Source organism: Finegoldia sp., from assembly GCF_046991905.1.
In the GTDB taxonomy this organism is placed as follows: Bacteria; Bacillota; Clostridia; order Tissierellales; family Peptoniphilaceae; genus Finegoldia.
Genome location: NZ_JBKWZF010000120.1, coordinates 1 through 2,445, shown reverse-complemented (window position 1 = coordinate 2,445; position 2,445 = coordinate 1). Strand labels below are relative to the sequence as shown.

The 2,445-nt window shown below is 30.8% G+C and carries 4 protein-coding genes and 1 pseudogene; all 5 read right to left on the bottom strand.

Annotated elements, in window-relative coordinates; all coding sequences use genetic code 11:
• On the bottom strand, nt 1–332 hold a 332-nt coding region (locus ACLUJM_RS13495), incomplete at its 3' end, for a hypothetical protein (RefSeq protein ID WP_412413051.1).
• Entirely contained in the window at nt 313–612 is a 300-nt protein-coding gene (locus ACLUJM_RS13490) for a hypothetical protein (RefSeq protein WP_412413052.1), read from the bottom strand. The genes ACLUJM_RS13490 and ACLUJM_RS13495, both read right to left, overlap by 20 nt.
• A pseudogene (locus ACLUJM_RS13485) lies at nt 613–690 on the bottom strand (hypothetical protein); the annotation flags it as partial. It abuts the gene before it with no gap.
• Between the two features lie 5 nt (nt 691–695).
• Complete coding sequence (locus tag ACLUJM_RS13480; RefSeq protein WP_412413050.1) at nt 696–1,490, bottom strand: hypothetical protein; 795 nt, start codon at nt 1,488–1,490, stop codon at nt 696–698.
• Nucleotides 1,487–2,445, bottom strand: a 959-nt coding sequence (locus ACLUJM_RS13475) for an O-antigen ligase family protein (RefSeq protein WP_412413049.1), incomplete at its 5' end; no start/stop codon positions are given. The genes ACLUJM_RS13480 and ACLUJM_RS13475, both read right to left, overlap by 4 nt.

Below are 2,445 nucleotides of genomic sequence, written 5' to 3'. Positions count from 1 at the left end.
ATTCTAAAGGAGAGAACACATCCTGCGAGTAGCAATACAGATCCAACAATTAAATCTGCAATAAAAACAGTGCTAAAGTATTTATTGAAATTTTGTTTCTCTGCTTTCATATAGGATATTGTTAAAAACCTTGTCGTATATGCATTTAGTGCAATCATGAAAATATTAGCATATGAAACAAAGCTTTTAGACAACGCCACAAAGCCATATGCCTCAGCTCCAACTGTATTCGTGACATACTGTGTAAGACCAAAATTTATAAGAATGCTCAGAATGATGGCGAATAAACTTAAAAAAATTGATAAAAACTCGCTAGTCTTCAATTTTATCAAAGTTACCACCATCCATACCTAATAATATGCTCATTTTCTTTAAACATATTTCATACGAAAATTGAGAATACACATAATCCTGAATACTTTTATTACATGTAGCGAATGTAGCATGATAAAGTAAGTTTATTGTTTCCGAAAACTGAATATCATTTACGCACCTATAGATCCCATTATTCTTTAAATTTTCTGGTACATTTTCCCAATAACCAATCAAGCTTTCTTCTGTTCCTATAATATATTTACCATATGATAATGCTTCTGCCGTTTTTGTCTTCATACCGCTTCCTTCTAAAATTGGAGCAATAACTACATCTGACTCCTCATAATAATTATGCAGACTATCAACCGTACCCACCACGTTTACATTGTGCTTCTCGATTCAAAATCCGACTTATACTTTTCCATTTCAAAACCAACAATTTTCAACTGGAAAGGAACCTTAATCCTTTTTTCTACGCATTCTATAAACCAATTGATTCCTTGAATATTTGGCCAAAAATCCCCTCCAACAAAAAGAAGTCTTAGTTTTTCACCGTCTGTATGTTCATTTTTGTAATTAAGATTGTATATATTATTTGTTATAATGGGGATTATAGCTGAAACATCTCTTTGATAATATTTTTTAAATTCCGAAGAATCACGAGCATTTAGTACAAATATCCGATCTGCAAACTTTGATGTCTTCAGTTCGTTTGCTATCATGCACCTGCACACTATTTTTCTTTTAAGTGATGAGTACTTCATCTCCTGTTTCAGTATATTGGCTTCAATGTCCGGAAAATACACTGTCACTTTCACATCAAAGAAAAATTTTTTTATTTTTTTTATTAATTCTCCATGCATTGAATTTTCTATAAATACTTCATCAATTCCTTTATCACGAATCAAATCTAGAACTGTTTTATAATGGTTAAATATTATTGCGGGTGGACGTCCTCGGAGCACTGAGATAAACTTTCTGAATTTCGATCTATTCTCCCTTAATATAACAGTTTTGTTTTCATAATCATTTTTATCGTTATTGGAAATTACAACTGTATATAGATTTTCCCCAAAAATATTTTTCAAAATATCGTGATGATTCTTTGTAACTTGTCCATGACCATTTTTTATTCCAGGCACGGAATCTGAGAAATATAAAATTGATTTACTCATCTACAATATATAACCTCCACTAAATTTTTTCTCAAATACTGATTAATACTAACAATGAGTATTATAAAAATATAATAATAATTATATTCAGTTACCGACTCTACAAACCCATCAATCAAAAATAGCACTAACAAAATATTTGTCCAATACATCAAAAATGTATCATTACCTTCATTCTTCTTTTTTCTCAGTAAAGCTACATTAAATATCACGTAATTAATTAACAGTAGAATTCCCCCATCTAGTAATTGCTGAAGCACTTCATTATGAGCATAGTTCATTCCACTAGAATTTGTCCATTCCATCCAGAAAGTATGAATTAATGTTCCGTAAATTCCATATCCAATAAATGGCTTAGCTATTATTTGGCTTGCGGCATCAATATATACGTAGTATCTTGCGGCAAAATCAATTTTATATCTAATTACAAAGAGAACGACCAACCCTTGAAGTAAAGTTCCCAAAGCAAATAATACTGCAGAATTTGCCTTTGATATGAACTTCCTTCCTTTTGATAATTTGTAAAATATATAACACGAAATTATAACAGCAACAGCGAGATAGCTGGCCACCGCACCTGAGAGCAGCAGGGAGAGCAAACCTGTCAAGAATATGATTATACTCTTAATTTTTAAATTATAATAATGATATATTATGAAAGCTATAAAAAAAGCTAAGCAACAATATTGTAAACAAATTTGAACATGCCCTATAAACATAATATTTGTAATATATTCACTACCCATTATCTTTTTCAGAATATAGGGGGATGCAACTGTCACATTAAGCGTTAAATTTGTTATCAAAATATTGCATATTACATCTATAGAATCGTAGAAACGATCTTCTAGGGTCATTATACAGAACAAACATAATGCAGGAGTTGCAAACATTTTTTGCAACCCCTCTCTTAAACTTCCATGAACCAATATTGTAATACCAATCATAACAAAAT